This window comes from Mesorhizobium sp. Cs1299R1N1 (genome assembly GCF_037179655.1).
Classification (GTDB): Bacteria; Pseudomonadota; Alphaproteobacteria; order Rhizobiales; family Rhizobiaceae; genus Mesorhizobium; species Mesorhizobium salmacidum.
The window spans coordinates 17176-36929 of the sequence record NZ_JAPYKR010000025.1; the positions used below are offsets into that span (position 1 = coordinate 17176).

The 19754-nt window shown below is 59.5% G+C and carries 17 protein-coding genes; 9 read left to right on the forward strand and 8 right to left on the reverse strand.

Features of this window, described 5'->3' with window-relative positions; genetic code table 11:
• Window positions 1-100 precede the first annotated feature (100 nt).
• From O7A70_RS31220 to O7A70_RS31230, 3 genes are all read left to right on the forward strand, one after another.
• The gene (locus O7A70_RS31220) at window positions 101-3217 is read left to right on the forward strand and encodes an efflux RND transporter permease subunit (protein WP_337143779.1); all 3117 of its coding nucleotides are present in this window, start codon (window positions 101-103) and stop codon (window positions 3215-3217) included.
• Window positions 3218-3299: 82 nt separating this feature from the next.
• Window positions 3300-3977 (forward strand): response regulator transcription factor, encoded by a 678-nt coding sequence (locus O7A70_RS31225; RefSeq protein ID WP_337143794.1) that lies wholly within the window; start codon window positions 3300-3302, stop codon window positions 3975-3977.
• The gene (locus tag O7A70_RS31230; protein WP_337143780.1) at window positions 3964-5343 is read left to right on the forward strand and encodes a sensor histidine kinase; all 1380 of its coding nucleotides are present in this window, start codon (window positions 3964-3966) and stop codon (window positions 5341-5343) included. The genes O7A70_RS31225 and O7A70_RS31230 overlap by 14 nt, the downstream gene beginning before the upstream one ends.
• Window positions 5344-5657: 314 nt before the next feature.
• On the opposite strand, the gene O7A70_RS31235 is transcribed toward O7A70_RS31230, so the two are convergent.
• The 5 genes from O7A70_RS31235 to O7A70_RS31255 form a co-directional block, all read right to left on the reverse strand.
• A complete protein-coding gene (locus O7A70_RS31235) occupies window positions 5658-6890 on the reverse strand; it encodes a cytochrome P450 family protein (protein ID WP_337143781.1) in 1233 nt (410 codons plus the stop codon).
• Window positions 6881-7210 (reverse strand): isocitrate lyase/phosphoenolpyruvate mutase family protein, encoded by a 330-nt coding sequence (locus tag O7A70_RS34325; RefSeq protein ID WP_442921235.1) that lies wholly within the window; start codon window positions 7208-7210, stop codon window positions 6881-6883. The genes O7A70_RS31235 and O7A70_RS34325 overlap by 10 nt, the downstream gene beginning before the upstream one ends.
• Before the next feature lie 837 nt (window positions 7211-8047).
• Complete coding sequence (locus O7A70_RS31245; protein ID WP_337143782.1) at window positions 8048-9427, reverse strand: condensation domain-containing protein; 1380 nt, start codon at window positions 9425-9427, stop codon at window positions 8048-8050.
• Between the two features lie 357 nt (window positions 9428-9784).
• The gene (locus tag O7A70_RS31250) at window positions 9785-10735 is read right to left on the reverse strand and encodes a sulfotransferase family protein (protein ID WP_337143783.1); all 951 of its coding nucleotides are present in this window, start codon (window positions 10733-10735) and stop codon (window positions 9785-9787) included.
• A 22-nt stretch (window positions 10736-10757) separates the two neighbouring features.
• Window positions 10758-12068 (reverse strand): aminotransferase class III-fold pyridoxal phosphate-dependent enzyme, encoded by a 1311-nt coding sequence (locus O7A70_RS31255; RefSeq protein ID WP_337143784.1) that lies wholly within the window; start codon window positions 12066-12068, stop codon window positions 10758-10760.
• 595 nt (window positions 12069-12663) lie between these two features.
• Here O7A70_RS31255 and O7A70_RS31260 point away from each other — a divergent pair.
• From O7A70_RS31260 to O7A70_RS31285, 6 genes are all read left to right on the forward strand, one after another.
• On the forward strand, window positions 12664-12957 hold the full coding sequence (locus O7A70_RS31260) for a helix-turn-helix domain-containing protein (protein ID WP_337143795.1): 294 nt from the start codon (window positions 12664-12666) through the stop codon (window positions 12955-12957).
• Between the two features lie 173 nt (window positions 12958-13130).
• Entirely contained in the window at window positions 13131-14618 is a 1488-nt protein-coding gene (locus tag O7A70_RS31265) for a GMC family oxidoreductase (protein WP_337143785.1), read from the forward strand.
• 117 nt (window positions 14619-14735) lie between these two features.
• The gene (locus O7A70_RS31270) at window positions 14736-15377 is read left to right on the forward strand and encodes an HAD-IA family hydrolase (RefSeq protein ID WP_337143786.1); all 642 of its coding nucleotides are present in this window, start codon (window positions 14736-14738) and stop codon (window positions 15375-15377) included.
• Between the two features lie 4 nt (window positions 15378-15381).
• Window positions 15382-16803: a glycosyltransferase gene (locus tag O7A70_RS31275; protein WP_337143787.1), complete on the forward strand. Its 1422-nt coding sequence runs from the start codon at window positions 15382-15384 to the stop codon at window positions 16801-16803.
• 285 nt (window positions 16804-17088) lie between these two features.
• Window positions 17089-17196, forward strand: a complete 108-nt coding sequence (locus O7A70_RS31280) for a DUF1612 domain-containing protein (RefSeq protein ID WP_337143788.1) — start codon at window positions 17089-17091, stop codon at window positions 17194-17196.
• The gene (locus tag O7A70_RS31285) at window positions 17196-17399 is read left to right on the forward strand and encodes a helix-turn-helix domain-containing protein (protein WP_337143789.1); all 204 of its coding nucleotides are present in this window, start codon (window positions 17196-17198) and stop codon (window positions 17397-17399) included. The genes O7A70_RS31280 and O7A70_RS31285 overlap by 1 nt, the downstream gene beginning before the upstream one ends.
• 17 nt (window positions 17400-17416) lie before the next feature.
• On the opposite strand, the gene O7A70_RS31290 is transcribed toward O7A70_RS31285, so the two are convergent.
• From O7A70_RS31290 to O7A70_RS31300, 3 genes are read right to left on the reverse strand one after another with little or no spacing between them, the layout of a single operon-like run.
• Window positions 17417-17971: a nucleotidyl transferase AbiEii/AbiGii toxin family protein gene (locus O7A70_RS31290; RefSeq protein WP_337143791.1), complete on the reverse strand. Its 555-nt coding sequence runs from the start codon at window positions 17969-17971 to the stop codon at window positions 17417-17419.
• Window positions 17968-18348: a nucleotidyl transferase AbiEii/AbiGii toxin family protein gene (locus O7A70_RS31295; protein WP_337143792.1), complete on the reverse strand. Its 381-nt coding sequence runs from the start codon at window positions 18346-18348 to the stop codon at window positions 17968-17970. The genes O7A70_RS31290 and O7A70_RS31295 overlap by 4 nt, the downstream gene beginning before the upstream one ends.
• Window positions 18338-19192 (reverse strand): type IV toxin-antitoxin system AbiEi family antitoxin domain-containing protein, encoded by an 855-nt coding sequence (locus O7A70_RS31300; protein ID WP_337143793.1) that lies wholly within the window; start codon window positions 19190-19192, stop codon window positions 18338-18340. Before O7A70_RS31300 ends, O7A70_RS31295 begins: the two co-directional genes overlap by 11 nt.
• Between the last annotated feature and the right edge of the window lie 562 nt (window positions 19193-19754).

A 19754-nucleotide genomic window follows, 5' to 3' on the forward strand; every position in this document is an offset into this window, starting at 1 on the left:
AGCAGCACGGCCAATCCGCTGCGCGCAATTGGACTGCAGCCGATTGGGTGGCGCCTGGAAGCAGGCCGATCGGTGCGCTTATCAAGCGAAGGACCGCAAGTTGAACATTTCCAGCATTTTCGTCCAGCGACCCGTGGCAACCGGATTGCTGACCCTTGGCATCGTGCTCGTCGGCCTGGTCGCCTATATGCTGCTGCCCATCTCCTCGCTGCCGCAGGTCGACTTCCCCACCGTCTCGGTGCAGGCCACATTGCCCGGTGCCAATGCCGAAACCATGGCGAGCACGGTCGCGAGCCCGCTCGAGCAGCAATTCGCGACCATCCCCGGCATGGCCCAGATGACCTCCACGAGTACCCTGGGCAACTCGAACCTGACGCTGCAGTTCGATCTCAGCCGCAATATCGATAGCGCGGCTCAGGACGTTCAGACGGCGATCACGGCGGCCAGCGGCTCGCTGCCCAAAACGATGCAGAGTCCGCCCACCTACCACAAGATCAATCCAGCGCTGTTCACCGTCATCTCCATCGTGATGCGGTCGGACACGATTCCGCTGCCGTTGGTCATGGATGCCGCGGCCAATACGGTCGCCCAGACCTTGTCGCAAATCCCGGGCGCCGGCTTTGTCGACATGCCTGGCTCCTCGAAATCCGCCATGAGAATCCAGGTCGATCCGACGAAGCTCGCGGCTCTCGGCATGAGTCTCGAAGATGTTCGCTCCGCGCTGACGCTGGCGACTACCAACGGCCCGAAGGGCACGCTTGACGGCGCGCAGCGCTCGGTAACCCTGGACGCCAACGACCAGCTCCTGACGACCGGCAACGTCAATTCGGCAATCATCGCGTACCGCAATGGATCTCCCGTGCGCATCAGCGACATCGGCAGCGCAATAAACAGCGTTGAAAACACGACGCTGGGCGCCTGGTACAACAACCAGAAGGCCGTGCTGATCGACGTGCATCTGCAAGCGGGCGCCAATGCCGTCGATGTCGTCAAGGGCGTGAGGGACGCGCTGCCCGGACTGCGATCGCGGCTGCCGCCTTCGGTCAGTATCGCCACGGTGGGCGATTCCACCGTCGCCGTTCGTGCCGCCGTCGCCGACGTTCAATTCACGCTCATGATCACGATCGGGCTGGTCGTCCTCACCATTTTCGTCTTCCTGAAGAGTTTCAGCGCGACCATGATTCCGGCCGTCACCATCCCCGTCTCCCTGATCGGCACCTTCGGCGTGATGTACATGCTGGGCTACACGCTCGACAACATCTCGCTGATGGGACTGACCATCGCCGTCGGCTTTGTCGTCGACGATGCTATCGTCGTGATCGAGAACATCGTCCGGCATGTCGAGGACGGCCTATCGCCGTTGCAGGCCACCTTGAAGGGGGCGAGCGAGATCGGCTTCACGGTCGTTTCCATGACGGTCTCGCTGATCGCGGTCTTCATCCCGCTGCTGCTGATGAGCGGCATGGTCGGCCGGCTGTTCCGGGAGTTTTCGGTCACGGTCGCCGTGGCGCTGATCATCTCGGCAGTCGTTTCGCTTACCCTCACACCGATGATGTGCGCCTTGATGATCAAGGGCCACGAAGAGGAGGCCAGGCCCAACCGGCTGTCCCGGCTGCTCGAGCGCGGCTTCGACTTAATTCAGCAGGGCTACAGCCGTTCGCTGCACGTCGCGGTCGGACATCCAAGGCTTGTCCTGCTCTGCTTCTTGGCGACCCTGGCCCTGACGGCGCAACTGTTCCTCGCAATCCCGAAGGGGTTCTTCCCGCAGCAGGATCTCGGATTGATTTCCGGATCGACACAGGCCGCGCAGGACATCTCCTTTCAGGCCATGTCAGCCAAGCAGCAGCAGGTGGTCGATCTCATCTTGAAGGATCCCGCCATCGAGACTGTCCGGTCCACCCTCGGCGGGTCGGGGCGCATGAATTCCGGCATCCTGCAGATCGCCCTCAAGCCGTTTTCCCAACGGTCCCTCTCCGCCGATCAGGTGATCTCGCGCCTTCGTCAGGAAACGGCGGGGGTGTCCGGCATCAGCGTGGCGATGCAGGCGGTGCAGGGCATCAACGTCGGCGGACGCAGTTCCCAGACCCAGTTCCAGTACACCCTCCAGGACCCCGATCTGCCTGAGCTGTACAAATGGGCGGACACAATGACCGCCGAGCTGCGCAAGCTGCCTCAGGTCCGTGACGTTGCCAGCGATCTGCAATCAGCGGCGCCGCACGCCGACATCGTCATCGACCGCGACACGGCCTCCCGCCTCGGCGTCACCCCCCAGGCCATAGACGACACGCTTTATGATGCGTTCGGTCAGCGTCAGATCGCGACCATCTTCACCCAACTCGACCAGCACAAGATCATCATGGAAGTCGATCCCCAATACCGGGTCGATACCGGCGCGCTGGATGCGCTCTATGTCGGCAACAATGCGGCAAAACAGATCCCGCTCAGCACCTTTGCCAAGGTGGGTGCTTCCGTGGCGCCTCTGGCGATCAATCACCAGGGCTTGTACCCCTCGGCTACGCTGAGCTTCAACCTCGCACCGAATGTTGCCCTCGGGGACGCCGTCACTGCCGTCAAGGCCATGCAGGCGCGCCTGGGGATGCCAGCCACGGTGCAGACGGGCTTTCAGGGCACGGCGCAAGCGTTTCAAGCTTCGCTGGGGACGCAGCCGATGCTGATCGCGGCCGCACTGGTTGCCGTCTACATCGTCCTCGGCGTGCTCTATGAAAGCGTGATCCACCCGCTCACCATTCTGTCGACCTTGCCCTCGGCAGGTGTCGGCGCGCTTGCCGCGCTCATGATCCTCGGAGGTCAGCTCGACGTCATGGGCCTCGTCGGCATCATCCTTCTCATCGGCATTGTCAAGAAGAACGCGATCATGATGATCGACTTCGCGGTGTCGGCCGAGCGGCAAAGAGGTTTGTCGCCGAAGGAAGCCATCATCGAGGCTTGCATCCTGCGGTTCCGCCCGATCACCATGACCACGCTCTGCGCCTTGCTCGGCGCTCTGCCGCTTGCCCTGGGCGCGGGCGTTGGCTCGGAACTGAGGCGTCCGCTCGGCATCGCCATTGTCGGCGGACTCTGCGTCTCACAGATGCTGACCCTCTACACCACGCCGGTCATCTACCTCTATATGCACCGGTTTGCCGGATTGATAACAGCCGTCAAACAGCGGATGATCGGACATCGGCCGGCCGATCCCGCTGTGCCGGCGCAATAGCGGTGTGCCGGCCATGCTCGCCCCCGCCCCGAATGAGAGCGCGGCTGCGCCAGACGCCAGCCCGGAAAGAGGACCCGCTGCGGTGATGAAGGTCCTTGTCGTCGAAGACGATGCTGAGACAGCGGAGGAGATCGTCGACGAGTTCAGTGCGGCGGGGTTCGACGTTGAGCGCGCGGCGAGCGGCCCCGATGGGTTGGCCAAGGCTCAAACCCAGGTCTTCGACGTGATTACACTCGATCGCCTCCTGCCCGGGCTTGACGGTCTGAGCCTGCTCGAAATCTTGCGCCGCGGCGGCATCGATACGCCGGTTCTTGTCCTCAGCGCGCTGTCCAGCGTCGATGAACGCATCAGAGGACTGAGGGCAGGAGGAGACGACTATCTCGTGAAGCCATTCTCTCCGGCGGAACTGCGGGCGCGCGTCGAAGTTCTGGCGCGCCGCTCTCCCGATCCGCGCCTGACGATCCTTCGACTCCACGATCTGGAACTCGACCTTTTGACGCGCACGGTGCGACGCGGCTCGCGCGAAGTCGATCTCGTGCCGCGCGAGATCAAGCTGCTGGAATACATGCTTCGGCATGCAAACCAGGTCGTCACGCGGGCCATGCTGTTCGAGCAGGTCTGGCACTATCGCTTCGACCCGGGAACCAACCTCGTCGACGTTCACCTCGGCCGCCTGCGCCGCAAGATCGATCAGCCGGGTGAAGTGCCATTGATCCATACGGTCCGCGGCCGGGGATTCGTTCTTCGTGCACAAGATTAGGATTTTGGAGACGGCAAGCTTCCGCCGTACCATCGGGGCAGCGGCGATCCTGGCTGTTGCGCTCTTGTCGATGGCCGACTTCCTCTACCGGGAGACCGTCGGCTATCTCACGCGGCAGATCGACGATGCCCTGGTCGCCGACGCCCGCTCCTTTGCCAACAGCGATCCGGCCTCGCTTTCGGCCCGCATTCAAAAGGCACTGGCCGACGACCGGCGCCGGGAGAAGGCGTTCGGGATCTTCGCCGTCGATCGCACGCGCCTGGCCGGCAATATGGTGGCGTTGCCGCCAATATTGCCGGGCCTCGACAATCCGCAAACTTTGACGCTTTCCCTCAACGATGGGGGAGGCTCGACTTCCGAGCACGTGCGTATCGTCTCAACCAGTCTCAAGAACGGCAACCTCCTCGTCCTCGGCCACGCGACGGAATCGGTCGACGAGATAAGGGAGATCATCGTGCGGGCCTTGCTGCTCGCCGTGTTCCCGGCCTTGGCCATATCGCTGATCGGCGGGGTTGTGATGAGCCGGGCAATGTTGCGTCGCGTCGAGGCGGTGCGCCGCGCCTGCAGTTCCATCATGCAGGGCCATTTCGACCGGCGATTGCCGGTTCACAAGCGTCAGGACGAGTTCGACAAACTGTCGGTGATCGTCAACGCCATGCTCGACGAGATCGAGCGGCTCGTCGGCGACGTGAAAGGGGCAGGGGACGCAATTGCCCACGATCTCAGAACCCCGCTGACGCGCCTGCGCTCGCGCCTCGAGCGCAGCATGCGTGCGATTGCGGATGACGGACCTGTCAAGGAGGCGATGCAGAAGTCCCTGGGCGATATCGACCAGTTGCTCGCCACCATCGCCGCCCTGATGCGCATTGCCGAGGTCGAGCAGAGCCGCCGTCGGGAGAATTTTTCAAAGGTCGATCTTGGCGAGATCGTGACCGCCCTGGCCGAATTCTACCAGCCGATTGCGGAAGAGCGCGGCCTCGACTTCATTGTCGTCTGTCAACCAGCCGCGCTGGTTGACGCGGATGGCGATCTTCTTTTCGAGGCCTTGGCCAATCTGGTCGACAACGCCATCAAATTCACGCCGGCGGGCGGGCGGGTCGGGCTTCAGCTGGTTGCGTCGCCCACAGGCTCCATCGTGCGGGTTTGGGATACTGGCTCCGGAATTCCAGCCGAGGAGCGCGCCAACGTGCTTCGCCGCTTCTATCGGCTCGACCCCAGCCGCCAGACGCCTGGAACTGGCCTCGGGCTGAGCCTGGTCTCGGCGATAGCGCGGCTGCACCAGTTTCCCTTGAGCCTGCGCGATTCCGACAGCGGTTTGACTGTGGAACTGTTCTGTCCGGCTGACGGAGACGCCGAGGTTGCCTGAGTTTCGGGCTTGTGCGTGTCTGCTGCTCGGATGACCGGAACTTCCTTCAAATAGAAGCTTGGCGTCGCGACTTCGCGGGCACGGGTCTCGCCAGCATCGATCAGGTTTGCGCGGCCCAGCTAAATGGCGGTCGTCCCAGCTGGCGCGGGAGCAGGTACGTGCCGGAATGGCGGCAGTCGAGCGAAATTGTGGTGTGCCGGCTTCTGATCGGGAAGAGGAAGGATTGGCACATCAATGCCGCCTCCAGGGTGCCGCCCAGCAGCTCTTGGAAAGCTTCTTTGATTTCACCGAATCCGGGGTGAATGCCGCACTCTCTAACCGATGGCAGGGCGGAAGGTGACCGGCAGGCGCTGCGGGCAGCGAATGACGTAAGACGGCATGTAGACGACGTCCTCCGCGGCGATGGTCAGCGCCAGATCCTCCAGCCGCCCGAACAGCGCGGGGAAGGCGCAGCGCAATTCCAGGCGCGCCAGCGCAGCGCCCAGGCAGAGATGCGGCCCCTCGCCGAACGACAGGTGCGGGTTGTGCCGCCGGGTGACATCGAACCTGTCGGCGCCGGGACCGAAGGCCTTTTCGTCCCGGTTCGCCGCATGGAATACCATCAGGACGGCGTCGCCGCGGCGGACCATGCATCCGTCGATCTCCACGTCCTGGGTGGCATAGCGGAACGGCAGATTGGCAACTGCGCTGCCCCAGCGCAGGATCTCCTCGATCGCCTGTGACCACGGAACTTTGCCGCTGCGCACCAGGTGCAGTTGCTGCGGATGCGTCAGCAATGCCACTACGCCATTGCCGATGACGCCGGTGGTGGTCACGAAGCCCGCAGAGAGCACCATGAACAGCATGTCGATGAGCTCGGTGTCGGAAACGAGTTCGCCGTTGTCGCGCGCGACGATCAGGGCCGAAGCCAGATCGTCGCCGAGCTGACCCCGCTTGAGCGCGATCAGGCGACGGAAGAACTCCGGGATGCGCTGCCGCGTCTGTCGCACCTCTGCGGCTGTGGCGGAGGTGTTGGCCAGGCTGTAGGTGAGTGCGACGATCTCCTCGTGCTGTTCGTCCGGCAAACCGAACAGTTGGGCGATCACGAGGGTGGGCAGCGGAACGGCGAACTCGCACATCAGATCGGCACTGCCGCCGCGCTGCGCCATCTCGGCCAGGAGTCGATCGACGCATTGTTCGATCCGTGGCGCCAGCAAGGCGATACGACTGGGCGCGAAGCTCTTGGACAGCAGGCCGCGCAAGCGCCGGTGATCGGCACCATGCGCCGTGACCATGTTGTCCACTTTGCACATCCCGATCAGCGGATGATCCTCGGGAATCTCGCCGTCCTGCAGCGCCCGCCACTGTCGCCAGTCCCTGTTGAAACGCTGGTCGGAAAACATCCGCCTGAGCGTCTCGTGACCGCCTGCCGCCCAGGTCACCACATCGCCTGGCAGCGACACTCGCGCCATCCCCCCCTGCTGCAGAATCGCAGAAGACAGATTATCAAGTTGCGTGGGAGCGGCCGACACACCGATCACATCGCAATGGTCGTTTTCTACGCGCATGCCAACGTGTTCCTTGCGCCAGCACGAGCCATACGTTCCACAACGTTGGCCACTTCGCTGCAGAAGGCTTCATTCGCATCGCGATCGCCGAGGCTGGAGGAAATCGAGAGGCCGGACGCCCAACGCGCCTTGAAACCGGCAGGCTGGGTAATCGCGGCGGAGACCGCATCATGGGCTTCCATTAGGAATGACGGTTCGTCATCTATGCAAATGAGGTCATGGAGCGTAGGCATACCTTCGCTTGCATTGCCGCCCGAATCCGCAGCTGATGCTTCTTCTCCGATATGTGGATCCGACACAGACCTGACGTCTCCTTTCATCGATCCCCATGTCCCGCGACATGAATGTCGGCCGGCAGTTCCTGTCGCCTCGCTACAAGGCAGTCTCAAAAGTTGTGCCAACTGCGCAGAAAATGCCCCAGAAGAATTTTTCTGTACATTCTTCAATGACTCACATGAGGGCGCGTCAGGGAGTCCGCGCCGAACGGTTCGTGTCGCTCACGTGACGAACCCGGCAGTAGTGTCGATTTCCAGGCGTCTTCCAAGGAATGGCGGACAGAATTCCTCCGTTCGGGAAGCGGAATTCCCGCGCGCCATTCAATCTGTCCGCGCTGTCCGATGTCCCACGATGTCGTGGCTTCTTCTGAATTCGCTGCGATCAGTCCGTTTCCAGAGACTGTTCCGCAATTGGGCTGCTCCGGGACGCCCGCGAGGTTGTGACATCACCATCGGCGTCGCTTGCGAATCGGAAGAAGTTCCGCGTTGCGCTGCTGCACTCAGATTAGCCACAAGAGTTCAATTGACGCGCCAGGCAAAAAAATGAAGCGCTACGGTGCTCTACCGTACTGCGGCTTCAGTCAGGCTACCCGTGTCGATCCTGTGCCCGTCATGATGACGCCGAACTCTGCTATGCGCTGTTGAGCGACCCCCCGATGCGATCGCGGAGGCGGCGCGAGATCGATCTCGATCAGGGACTGGCCGGCATTGTCTCGAGGCCTGTCCCGGTGTGCAACACAGCGCGCGACAAGGGCGTGGATTTTCCGACGATGTGGCACACCGCTGAAACAACATCCCTAGGTCGTAGCTCAGCCCGTGCAAGAAGCCGGCCCTTCGCTCAGGGTCCCGTCGATCACCGGCCGGCCTCTCATATTTGATGCTTCAGGTTTTCGGCTCGGCTAAAATAATGTGGTCGCCGATTTGCCATCGTTCGGACGTTGCATGGCTTGCCTGGTGGGCCAGCGTAACGAGTTCCGCAAGATAACCGTCCACTGCGGCTCGCGCGGTAACTGTGCCGGGGTGACGGAAAGTTAGACGGATTCCTTCATGTGACCGGTTGATCCACAGGTATGTCTCGTGCGAATCGTCACTGCCGCTGGCCAACAATCGCACCCCCCGGCTGGCCCACAAATGCGATCCCGGGATGCTGCGAATGTCCGAGTAGGATACCATGAAGCGGTCGCGCAGCGGGGCTTCGAGCAGGTCCATGGCTCTGCTAAACGGCACTCGCGCTGTTTGCTTGGCTCGCGTTATTTCCAACTTGGCCGCGCCCATGATCTCCGAGAATCCGCCTGCCGCGCTGAAGCTGACCGGGCTCATTCCGACGTACCAGCCGAACGAGTTTCTCCATCGCCAATCGTGCCGAGTTTGAATCGGCGTGACGGTATGGAATTCCTGTTTATTTGCCAACGCTCGGCCGACCATCGCTAAGCAGGCGAAGATCCCGGCCATGGTGTTTCCCCCGTTGATCCGACACGCCCGATCAAATTCGCGAGCGGCGGCGGCGTCGAACAGCAAGATCCGTCCGCTGCGTTGCGCAACTGCTTTCGAACTACCGATGGACACTGGGAAATCCGGCAGTTGGCCAGCGTTTGCCGCGATCAACTCTCGCCAGTGGATGATCGCCGGATGGTCGACTGTGAGGCCGGCCATTAGGGTTCGTTCGCTTTCCGCATAGTCCAGATGGCTGTGAACAACGGGCAAACGCGGTGCCACACCCTCTATCGCAGCAGCGTACAACTTGGAGATTTCATGTGGGACCAACGCCAATGAGTAGCCATCAGTGAGGAAGTGGTCGCAGGCGAGCACTACGGTGGTCGATCCCGGACGACTGACCGTAACCAACACGTAAGCTGGCCATTGGAGGGGGCTCGTCTCCGCGTCAAAAAATTCTTCCATCCTCCGGACCAATTCACTGGTATTGGCGTAGTCGCCGACTTCCGTCCCGTTGAGCGCGGCAGCACCGGGGCCGACGGTGAAACGCTGAATCGCCGAACCTTCCTGGGTGATGAGGCTGCGCAATGCCTCGTGTCGGTCGATCCAGTTCAGGACCGCCCGAGTGAAGGCGGGCGGGTCGAATGCGCCTGATTGTTCAAACGCCACGGCCAGCCACGTCGGCCGGCCGTCTCCAACGCAGTCGAGGTGTTCCTCTTGAGCATGGGACGCGCGGCGCGAGTCGGGCCGCCACCGACTTCGGTCCGGCACAACGATCCGCCACGCCGTCATCCGGCCTGGCTGCACGGCTAGTCTATTGATCTCCATGCCCGGCCTTCTCTGTCGAGCGGTCGTGCTCAACTTGCAAGCTGCGCATGAGACGAAAGGGGGACGTCCAGATCCGAAGCGTGCAGGCCGCGCTCAGAATACTGCAGACCGCAGGCTTGGTCGGGCGCCATTTGTTCGGCCGATCATCGCGCTCAAGTTCGGTGGCCACAGGGCAGGGAAGGCGTCCATCCACAAGGGACTGTCCGCAGCCAGCACAGGCCAGCAGTAGCCGCATTACTGCAGGCCTAACAACGCAATCGCCGTCAGTGGGAACCTTGGAGCGCAGGCGCGAACCGGTTTGTCCGAGCAGCAGCGCCAAATAATTGTGCGGCAGTTCCCTAGACAAGGCGGAAAATTTCAGTGCTGCTCATGTGTCGACCGCCGTCGTCCGACCGGCAGATAGCCCAAGCGGGACAGCTCGCAGCCGGCGATCCGCTCAAACTCCATGATCTCCTCCGGTGTTAGCTCCTCCGCATAACGACCCAGTCGGCCTGAATGCAGCGGTTTACCGGCGGAGTTGGCCGCCGGGTGCCCGTAAGGGCGCTCGAACAGCGCATGCTTGTGTTCCGCGTGCCGCAGCACAGCCTCGTGCCAGGGCAGGCCCAGGTGATCCAGGATTCGAGTGAGCGACCGTCGCGGGTGGCGCACCAGATCCTCGTACCGGAGCTCAAAATAAACGTTCGGCGGCGAGACCTGATGCGGTCGCGATACGACTTCGAGCCAACCTTCCGCGGCGTCGGCGACAGTCTGATAACCCCAATCTGGCACGGTTTTCAGATGCGACGCGGCCAGATCCCGTCCGTCCCGGACGATATGCACGAAATGAGCCTGCGGCCACAGTCGGGCGTAGGCATCCACTTGGGCGATCTTACGCTGCAGTTTCAGCCCCCATCGCCGGGCTCCGGCGCGCTCCTTGCGCAACTCACCAATTTCATTGATCAGTCGGCATCGATCGACGAATGATACGATCTCACCAGCCACCTCGCTCATCACTTTGGTGACCAGAGCGCGTACATCCTCAAGGTCCAAGCCGAACCTCAGGCATTGCACCAAAAAGTGCAAGCCGTCGTACCAGAATGGATCGATCCCGCTTTTGGTGTAGCTGGTGACCTGGGGCAAATGGGCGGTGAGTAGGTCGGTCGCCTCCAATATGTGAGATCCAAGATTCAGTGGTTCGAGAAAATCGATCTCTGGCCCGACGACCATGTCGGGGTGCGAGTCCAATACCACGCTGAGTAAGGTGGTACCGGACCTGTTCTCGCCGCCAAGCAGCACAGGGGTGGTGGAAAACGGGGCGGTACCGGGCATCGCAGCGTTTCTTGTCAAGTTTTTAGGATGGCTTTGCCGCAGTGAACCAGCGACAGAGCGAATTCGGTGTGGCGAGGAAATGTTCACCGGCGAACCGGACGGCGGCAGCCGACCTGTCCGGTTGGTCCCCCGTATTCTCCATTCGGATCACTGCAGTCGCCAGTGCCTCCCCTGCAGCTTCGAGAGCGGACTGCACGTCGGCGTCGGTCAATGCCGCCGACGGCATAAACCTGCCGCCGTACTGCATGAGAAAGCCGCGGGACCACATCTCCTGGAAGAACATGCTGCCGAGCTGATCGTGGGCGAATACTACGTCGAACATGGTAGGCCATGCGAACGCCCATGCCTCGACTCCCTGGTTGGTGAAGACATCGTTAAGCCCGGTGAGGAGCTGCTTTCCCACTTGCTGCATTCGGGCCAGTGCAACTCCATCGCGGCACGCGTTAAGCGTGCTCAGGGCTGCCGCAAACGGTGTGACCTCACGCTGGAACGTGTTGCCGAGGTAAGTCTTGTCGGCGGCCTTAAGGACGTCCGCACGACCGGCTACCGCAGACAGTGCTGTGCCGTTGGCCAGTCCTTTGCTTAGCGTGATCAGGTCCGGTGTGAGGTTGGCGGCGGTGTGGTAGCCGCCGTCCGCATAGCGGAAACCGGTCATGACTTCGTCCAAAATCAGCAGGGCGCCGCGTTCGCCGACCAGCTGATGAAGTTCCTGATGATATTCGGGAGGGAAGAAGTTGACCTCTGGGGTGACGATCACCGCAGCGACACGACGGGCCTTGGTCAGCTCTTGGAGGCGGTCCAGGTCGTAACCGAACTCGATGCTATCCCGGTCCCTATTGGGCAGTCCCATCGTTGGCCGGTCCTGCAAGTGCCAATCGTGCCAGCCGTGATATCCGCTGGTGAGCACCAAGTTCACACCGGTATACGCGCGAGCGAGACGGACCGCCGCGGTTGTGGCACAAGAACCGGTTCGGAAGAAAATCGAGCGCTCGGCAACCGGGAATATTTCCGCCAGCCGTTCGGCCAATTCGACACGATGCAAGGACAAAGGCCCGGGCAGAATACCACCTGTGCGGCGCATTTCCTTCACAACATCGGTGACAACTGGCTCGTATCCAGCCCCCAAAGGCGCTGCCCCACTGCATGACGTGAGATCCACGTACCTGTTTCCGTCAGCATCCCAGACATGTGCGCCGGACGCGCGGGCGTAGACCGCCGGAAAGCGCCGGTTGAAGTCCCAATTTGCCGATGCGGTAAGCAGCAATGCTCTGTGCATTGCTGAGTTATGTAGGTCGGCCGTGCGCAAGACCGGGTCGGGCGCATTGATGGACATGGATAATCCTTCGCTTGAATGGTCCGATTGCACGTTCGTCAAGCGCAGTTTTCTGACTATTCGGCGGGCTTTCCGTGGGCGTTCACCTGAATCGTGAAAGTCGAAATGAAACATCCGCATAAGTTGGCCGGCCCCGCTTTCTTGGGCATTGCCGGCCGCCCAAGATCGGCAACACCACCGGATAACGACAGAGCATGTTCAAAAGTCGTGCCAATCAACCCGGCGCCTGCCGGGGCCGGCAATGCCGCCGAAATTTTGTCGCGCGGTCGACAAACGCCCCATAAGCGTCGGCAATCGGACGCAAAATCAAAGCCTTGGAGGGCATCGCCATGCGGAGCGAAAAGAAAAACCCAAACTCCGGCGTTAAGACCGAGCCTGCGATGCGTCCGTCCCCAGTTTAATGGGCCCTAACTAAATCTCGGGGCATTATGGTTGCGCTAGTGCCCACCGTGTCTGCCACCTCCGTAAATGCTCTCGAGATCCAGGCCGACCGTCGCCGGCACCCGGCCTCACCAACCGGTATAAGTCTCCCACCCAATTGAAAGGAGTATGTGCGATGAAGAACTGTGTTCCGACCCCAGAGACGAACGCCTCCATGGTCTGCGCGAATCCGGTTTTCAACATTCAGGCTGCGAAGAACAAAGCGCCGTGCAACGATTGTGTCGGGGTTAAAAGGCTAACGCAAAGAGAAACGGACGTCCTAGTTTGGGCAGCCGCCGGAAAAACGACATGGGAAACTGCGCAAATACTTGGAATAAAGGAGACAACAGCGAACTGTTACATAAGATGCGCTTGTGAAAAGCTGCTAGCTGCCAACAAAACTCACGCGGTCGCGATTGCGGTGTGCTCTCGATTGGTTGAGTTGATTCCTTCAACCCGTCAAATCTGACGTGTGACACCGCTCGCTCCGCCGCTATGAATGTTCGTCGCGAGCAGGGAGACAGGGGGCACGGATACGCTACACGCAAGCTGACCGGCTCTCGCCCAGTTCGTTCACGAGTCGAGAGCAATTTCCAGTTTTCGTCGTCGCCGCGCATTGTCAACCGGCCCGAGGAGGGACACTTGAGTGCATTGCAGCACATCACTGCAGCTTCAACCAATTTTGCGAAATATGACGCAGTCGTTGTCGGCTCTGGGCCTTCAGGTGCAATCACTGCCAGAACACTGGCCGAAAGGGGACTATGCGTCCTGGTTCTCGAATTCGGCAGCATCGTGAGTCCGGGGTCAACCTACTTTGAGCACCAGGCGCCTTACAGTAGCGGGTTCTCTCCGAGCGGAAGTCTGGATGCAAATCCGTGGACGGCATGTTGCGTCGGCGGCGGAATGGCGTTCTACGATGCGATAACTTTCCGGTACCGGGACATAGACCTTAAGCCGTCAAAGTATCTGTCCTCTGACATGAACATGGATTGGCCAATAGTAGTTGAGGATCTAGATGAGAACTATCGATACGTGGAGAGCCTTCTTCGAGTAAGCGGAAGCAATGGAATTTATCCATTCCCGGAAAGTTTGCGGGGAAGTCGTATTTTCGAAGCCATGGCATCGCTGGATATAAATCCCAAGAGAATCCCGCTAGCAATTGATCACCCTGAGGCAGTGAATGGATGCTTCGCGTGTTCCCCCTGTGACGAAAGAAGCTGCCCTACGGACGCCAGGGCTTCCGTCCGTTCTCGAAGAGTTCTGGATGACACAGATTTTAAAGGAAACATAACCACTTTGTACGGCTGTTTTGTTTATCTGGTCGAACTGTCGTCGGCTAGTCGGGGATCGGCGCTGGAATGCTATGTTCCTTTCTCTGGCGAAAGTCTTCGTATTCCCTTTGATCGACTGTTTATCTGCACTAATGCCGTTCAATCAGCCGCTCTCCTCTTGAGATCGCAAAGCCCGAAGGCGCCGAATGGAATAGGCAACGAGGCCGACCTCGTAGGGCGCGGATTGTCGTTCAAGGTGAGTGGCTATTCCGTTGGTTATAGTGAGAAGTGGGGCGCAACTTCACATTTCGGTGCGACACACAAGGGGCCCCATGCCACCGTTTACACCGATGATTTCTATGAAACCGTCGATTCTCCCCGCGGAATTGCCGGACTGATATACGAGGCCAACTACGCTCAGGCCAGCGACACCATCGGCAGACTTCGCCTCCACTACCTGATCGGTGAAGAATCATGGATGGCAAACAGGGTGCTGCTGGACGATCGGAAAGACAGCTTTGGCGTTCCTTACATCCGGTTCGAGTATCGGAATTCCGAAAATGACATTGCTAGGATCCGATTCCTTGCCGACCGAGCAGATGAGATTCTTCGCGCTGCCGGAGCCAAAGACCTAGATCGGGAGTCATCAGTTCACAGCAAGGGCAGTTCGCACCTGCATGGAACAGCGCGTGCAGGAGATGATCCGAGAATGTCCGTAGTTGACAGGCACGGCCGTATTCACGGGTACGACAACATCTACGTCATGGACGGCTCGGTGATGAACTTCGCCGGCAATAGCAACCCGACCCATACAATCATGGCTAATGCCCGACGTATGTCACTTTCAGTCGGAATTTGAGGCTTGGCGGGAACGATATCTCAACCGACGGCATGCGGCGGCGCCTCTCCGTTGTGTTTGAGCCTGATCTCCCCAAACCGTTTGCATCGGCAGAGGAGCCAGGAGGCTTTTGTTCAGATGACTGTTGACTTATCAAAATTCCACCACATCGCATTTGACCTAGACGGAGTTCTCGTCGACTCGCAGGCTGTTGTTGAGTTGGCGCTTAGAAGGTGGGCACAAGATAGGGGATATTCTCCTGACCTCGTAATTGAGCTCTCTGCCGGACGTCGAGATCAGGAGCTAGTCGCCGAAGTTGCGCCGCATCGGGATCCGGAAGCTGAGGCCAAATGCATCGCTGATTTCGAGATTGAGGTGATGTCTCAGCTTAGAGCAATTGACGGTGCTGAGCAGTTTTTTCGATCGATTCCTTCCGCACGTAAATCGATAGTCACTTCTTCAACCAAGGAGGCCGCGACCGCCAGACTGCGTCAGCTCGGCATCCCTTTGCCCAAGGTTCTGATTTCGGCAGATGATGTCACACGCGGAAAGCCGGATCCACAGCCCTACGAATTGCTTCTCGAAACAGTTGGTGTGTTGGCCGAAGAATGCTTGGTGTTTGAAGATTCGCCCACAGGCATAGCCGCAGCTCTAGCAGCAGGTTGTGGTTGCGTCGGGGTCGGCGCTGCAGCGCAAAACTGTCAAGGTATCATGGAGTGGATACCAGATTTTGGACAGGGCTTGAACCCGGCGGCGGTCAATTCGCTACGGGGAGTGTAAGGCCATGAATATCGCTTTGTCATCGGTTGAAAAAACACTCGATGAAGTTGTGTTCCATGACGACATTCTTGCGAAATATCAACGCGAGCGCGATATCTACGGCTCGCTGCTTGATGCGGCTGAGCGAGCCTACATGGCGTGCCGCGTTCGGCTGTCCGATCGCCGCGTCTGGCACATCAACTCGACAGCGTTTGGAGGAGGCGTAGCGGAAATGCTGCCACACCACATCGCGCTGATGCGGGGCTTTGGGATTGACATGAGGTGGCTGATTTTTAAGCCTCGGGACAAGCAGTTTTTTGCCTTCACAAAGGGATTGCACAATTCGCTTCACAATGTCCAAACCCCTACCACCGACGAACTTGTGGCTTCATACGAGCGTGAATCGAGACAGGGCGCGCGTGACCTCAGGCGCATCATTGGAGCGGATGACGTCGTGATCGTACACGATCCTCAACCGCTGGCTGCCGCCTCTTTTTTTCTTGAGTCTCAACCACATCCGGCTATATGGCGATGCCATATCGGCTATCCTCAACGAGCTCCCACGGTCGATAGAACGTGGGAATTCTTGCGAGGATATTTACGCCCGTTTCATAGAGTTGTGTTGAGCGATGCGGACTATGCTTTCAACGGATTTTCCGACATCGATATAATACCTCCGTCTATTAGCCCGTTTGCTGATAAGAATCTCTCATATCCCGGAGAACCCGGAGACGAGTTGGAAAGATACGTTTCTATAAACCGGTATGATGAAGATTTAAGGATAAGCCTTGCCGACCTAATTACGGAGAGATATTTCCTTCAAGTGTCGCGTTGGGACAGGTTAAAGGGTATCGATCGCGTATTAGAGGCTTTTCGGCGGTTTGTTGAGAACGAATCCTCAGTGGCCGACGGAACTAGTTTGGTTATTGCTGGTCCCGATCCTGCAGGAGTGTCGGACGATCCCGAAGCGGCTGAATATCTCTCGGAGTGCGAGGCTCATGCTGCGCGTTTGCCCAGGAAAGTCCGCCAGCACATCCGATTCGTCTGCGTGTCTATGAATGATCACCAAAAAAACGCTGAGATCATCAGCAGACTTCAAGCTCGTGCTTTTGCAGTTTTTCAGCTTTCAAAAGAGGAGGGTTTCGGCCTTGCACTTACCGAAGCGCTCTTTAAATGTCGGCCCGTAGTGGTCTCAGACGCGTTCGGGTTAAAACGGCAAATTATCGATGGCGTCAATGGAATTGTTATACAAGAACCGGGCATCGAGGAGAAAGCTTCTGAAATTATGAGAAGACTGGTCATCGGTACGATTGCTCATCCGTGGTTGGGGCGCACAGCCAGAGAAATGTGCATCCAAAATAGCGTGCAAATCGCGCGTGCCCCGTCTTGGCTACAGAGTATCGCGAATGGGGTTGCACAGTTTGAGGCCGACTCGCATTCGCAATAGGTATGCGGTTCGGTCAAGCCGAAATCAGAAGAACAGCATGGCGCCTGATTGCTGTCTGCATCGTCTCGGCTGCCTCCAAGTAGCGCGGGAGCGCAAATTCAAGCAGCCTTTCGCGGCGCCATGCTGGCGTCGGGATAAAAAAGCCCGGAAAGGGAGGCGGTTGGAGCCGAGTCCTTTGAAGCCGGCTGGGACCACTGCTCGTGGCTGCACTCTGCGGCAGGAGGGCCTTGTGGCCAACCATCTCGCCTGCCTTCATGCGGCGCCAAGAACATTCCGCGGGAGCGGATGCGGGCGCGCAATCGCTCCGATCGGCTGCTTGCCTCCCTCGACGCCATTCACGAGGCGGCGCTGGCCGGCTTGAAGGAGCACGATCGGCTGATGATGGAACCCTGATGGAGCGGCGGTTGCGTGAGCGCCTCCCCAGCTCAAGACTGTCCGATCTGGCCGAACTGGTGCCGTCGCGGTCGATTATCTCCACCAGCCTGGTCCAGGGCCGGCTCAAAGTGTCGAAGCAGGGTGCGCTCCACCTCGTGGGTGAGCTCGGCGTCCACGAGATGACCGGGAGAGGGCGGTTCCGTGCTTGGAGAGTGCTTTAACCTCGTTGCCGCACGTCTCAAGAGGACCACTGGTTTCCAGCTAGCCTCTCAATCGCTTGGCGCTGCTGCGCATGTTTGTCCGTGTTCTGCTCCTTCAGCTTGGCGAGATTGAGCAGCTTCCATCTCACAGCGGGTAGGTGGGCCGCCTGAGGCATGCCGATTGCTTCGAAATCCGGTTCAGCGTCATGCAGTGACAGCAGGAATCGCATCGTCTTGTCGTCCAACCGGGCAAGCAAGTCTTCTGTCAGGCGCATGCGCGCATCCTTCAAATCCCTCAAGCTGACAGGCATCACCGTCATACCCTCGAACTCTTTCGCAAACGCTTCGTCTATGTCGGACATGGAAGGCTTGATGAGCTCGTGGGGAGGTCGGCCGGAACTTGCAACATAGATCAGAAAAGTCCGAAACAATGCGTCCGTTAGCCCCTCGTTTTCATAGAGGAGTTTCACATCGAACAAATCCCGCGGGTGCTGGCGGTCAACCGCGGCATGAAGCTTGCCGCCGAACAGATCCTCGAAGGAGACGACTTGGATCTCGGCAAAGCCGAATGTGTCGGCAACCAGGTCAGTCACCGGTCGAAGTCGGGAGCGTGTACCGTTCCGCGCGAAACCGGCGAGGTCTCGATCTTGACTTCGATGCCGCCCTGTCGGACCAACATGCGTGTGTCATTGTTGCCGCCGCCGGCAATCCGCTGGGCGGTGGCTCCCCGCAGGTTGTGCAAGAGGTCCGCACCGATGCGGTCGAGCGCGGTGTCGATGCCCTTCAGGGTCGCGCCGCGGTCCTCAATCGGCAGATATGTGAGGTCGATGTCGACCGACAGGCGTGGCATGTCGCGATGGAAGAGATTAATGGCGGTGCCGCCCTTGAGCGCAAATACGTCCTGGCGAGCTATGAAAGGCAACGTTCGGACAAGCAGCTCGACCTGCCGCATGTATTGCTCACGCGCCATCGGCAGCCTGCCGCGGCAAGAGTTCTGCCGGCACCGTGATGCGATACACTGGATGCAGCCGGCCACCCGGAGTCAGCGCCCGGTCGCCGCGTCCCATGTCAATTCTCGACGTATCGATGCGCTTTCGCCAGGCGTGCGCGTGTTTGTCAGCGTAGACGAAGAACAGGCGTTTCACTTTAACGCTCCGACAGCCTGCCAGAAGGGTCGTCAGCAATTTTGGGCGTAGATTGACCATCCCTTCGAACATCATGTCGATGGTGTGGAAGCTTTCATTCGTCGGGAGCTCGTCCAGGGCCTCAAGCAGTGCTCGCTCCGCAGATGACATCCTTATCTGCCAGTGCCAAGGGCTAAGCGCGAGTTCCGTGTCGGAACCGTCGGACAGACTGAATTCACGATCTTCCACGCCGGTTGCTTGCTGGCCGAACAGGGTACTGCTTCTTCGGACGAACCGGGCATCAGTTCGCAGCTTGATGAGCCATGGCGGTATGTCCTGTCCGTAAAGGTAGACCTCGGAGTCACCGCCCAACTTCAGATAGTGCGCGTGGCCGCGAAGACTGAGCGCGCTTGCCCCGCCAACGTGGAAGTTGTGGCCCATGATCCACTGAGCGGACAGCAAAGGGATTTTCCAACCTGTCGTGGCTTCCGGGCTTGCTCCAATCGTAAACGGCCGGCGGTATAGGCCTTGCATCACTCGCTCGAGCCAGCCCTGCTTCACATACGCGGAAACCGACTGCCGTGAGATTGCGTGGCGCGTCATCCAAGACGTATCCACCAGAAAGCCAGGCGGCACGGTTTGGAGCAGAAACTTTAGCTTTAACGTTCTAGGTCTATCCATAATAGACATTTTAACACCGGCTCAAAGCGAAAGCGAGCGGCTGCTTTAGAGATATCTCCATTTGTCAATGATTCATGGTCACAAAGGACCCGGTGTAAAGTTTTTTCGGTCCTGGACGGCCGAACACCGGGTCGAGCGCTGACAAAAGACAGGACTTCATGCGGGATGGTCCGCTCCGAGCCAGCGCACGACCTGGATATCGCAATGCGCGGAGTTGCAGGCAAGCCGAGCCTGTTTTCCGGCCAAGCCGCAATTCCGGCGCGACATATTCGACCTACCAAGGCTCGGCGCAAGTACTATCGATGGCGACATTCGAGTGACCTGATGGCACGGGCGCAGGCAAGCGCCTCGCCGTCGGCGATCAGCCTTTTCCCAGGCGCGGACGGCTGACAGAGAATTGAAGCAGTCGCAGAGAAGCAGGAGTGGCGCCCCTCAGGGGTCTTCGGTTGTGTGCGTCAAGTTCTGCAAAAGTGGGCGGCCATGGAGCTGATCATGCGGCTTGGCGTAGGGCGAGTTTTTTGTGCTCGCGCAGATCGTCCATGTTGATGTAGCGGTTGGCCTCCATCCAGTT

Coding starts and splice junctions, on each gene's coding strand:
- O7A70_RS31275 (WP_337143787.1), top strand. CDS start 15,382: ATGAATATCGCTTTGTCATCGGTTGAAAAAACACTCGATGAAGTTGTG.
- O7A70_RS31295 (WP_337143792.1), bottom strand. CDS start 18,348: ATGGCGCGTGAGCAATACATGCGGCAGGTCGAGCTGCTTGTCCGAACG.
- O7A70_RS31235 (WP_337143781.1), bottom strand. CDS start 6,890: ATGCGCGTAGAAAACGACCATTGCGATGTGATCGGTGTGTCGGCCGCT.
- O7A70_RS34325 (WP_442921235.1), bottom strand. CDS start 7,210: ATGAAAGGAGACGTCAGGTCTGTGTCGGATCCACATATCGGAGAAGAA.
- O7A70_RS31260 (WP_337143795.1), top strand. CDS start 12,664: ATGGTCTGCGCGAATCCGGTTTTCAACATTCAGGCTGCGAAGAACAAA.
- O7A70_RS31255 (WP_337143784.1), bottom strand. CDS start 12,068: ATGTCCATCAATGCGCCCGACCCGGTCTTGCGCACGGCCGACCTACAT.
- O7A70_RS31270 (WP_337143786.1), top strand. CDS start 14,736: ATGACTGTTGACTTATCAAAATTCCACCACATCGCATTTGACCTAGAC.
- O7A70_RS31250 (WP_337143783.1), bottom strand. CDS start 10,735: ATGCCCGGTACCGCCCCGTTTTCCACCACCCCTGTGCTGCTTGGCGGC.
- O7A70_RS31245 (WP_337143782.1), bottom strand. CDS start 9,427: ATGGAGATCAATAGACTAGCCGTGCAGCCAGGCCGGATGACGGCGTGG.
- O7A70_RS31285 (WP_337143789.1), top strand. CDS start 17,196: ATGGAGCGGCGGTTGCGTGAGCGCCTCCCCAGCTCAAGACTGTCCGAT.
- O7A70_RS31300 (WP_337143793.1), bottom strand. CDS start 19,192: ATGTCTATTATGGATAGACCTAGAACGTTAAAGCTAAAGTTTCTGCTC.
- O7A70_RS31280 (WP_337143788.1), top strand. CDS start 17,089: ATGCGGGCGCGCAATCGCTCCGATCGGCTGCTTGCCTCCCTCGACGCC.